The organism is Thermobrachium celere DSM 8682, assembly GCF_000430995.1.
GTDB classification, from domain to species: Bacteria; Bacillota; Clostridia; order Clostridiales; family Caloramatoraceae; genus Thermobrachium; species Thermobrachium celere.
In genome coordinates, this window is the sequence record NZ_HF952020.1 from 2,877 (window position 1) to 3,472 (window position 596).

The 596-nt window shown below is 31.4% G+C and carries 1 protein-coding gene; it reads right to left on the reverse strand.

The window, feature by feature from the left end; genetic code table 11:
- On the reverse strand, positions 1–306 hold a 306-nt coding region (locus tag TCEL_RS10415), incomplete at its 3' end, for a CBS domain-containing protein (RefSeq protein ID WP_040684036.1).
- Positions 307–596 lie beyond the last annotated feature (290 nt).

Below are 596 nucleotides of genomic sequence, written 5' to 3' on the forward strand. Positions count from 1 at the left end.
AATTAAATTCCCAGGAAGCCCTGTTAATGGATTTAAATGTCTTGCATAGTTTAGCTCTAGTTCCATAGCATACTCTAATAGCTTTTTAACTGTAACTATACCATAATACTTATTTTCTTTTGTTACTACTACATAATCATATAAGTTTTCCTCTTTTCTTGACATTGCAAGCTGTGCTACTTCTGAAATAGGTAAATTATAGTCTACAACAAGAGGAGATTTATTCATTATAATGCTAACCGGTCTATTTAAATAGATTTCATTACCATAAGGCTTTGCCAAAGCAAAGGTCAATTCACTCTTCATAACAAGTCCAATTGGGTAATCATCCCTTACAACAACTACTCCCTGTACAGAATACTTATTAAAATGTTCTTTTATATCTTTACCTTTTGTATCTTCTTTAACTGGTATATCAAACCTTACAATTTTACCTATAGGACATGTTTAAGTAAGGAAAACATGTAGTTAACTACCAATATGAAGTAGGCAATTGTATTGAATTCCTACAAAGTTGTAGGAGAAGACACTTTACCATCAATTTCTGAAATATATGATGTTGCAGCAGAATGGCCTGAAGAAGAATTATATGAGCT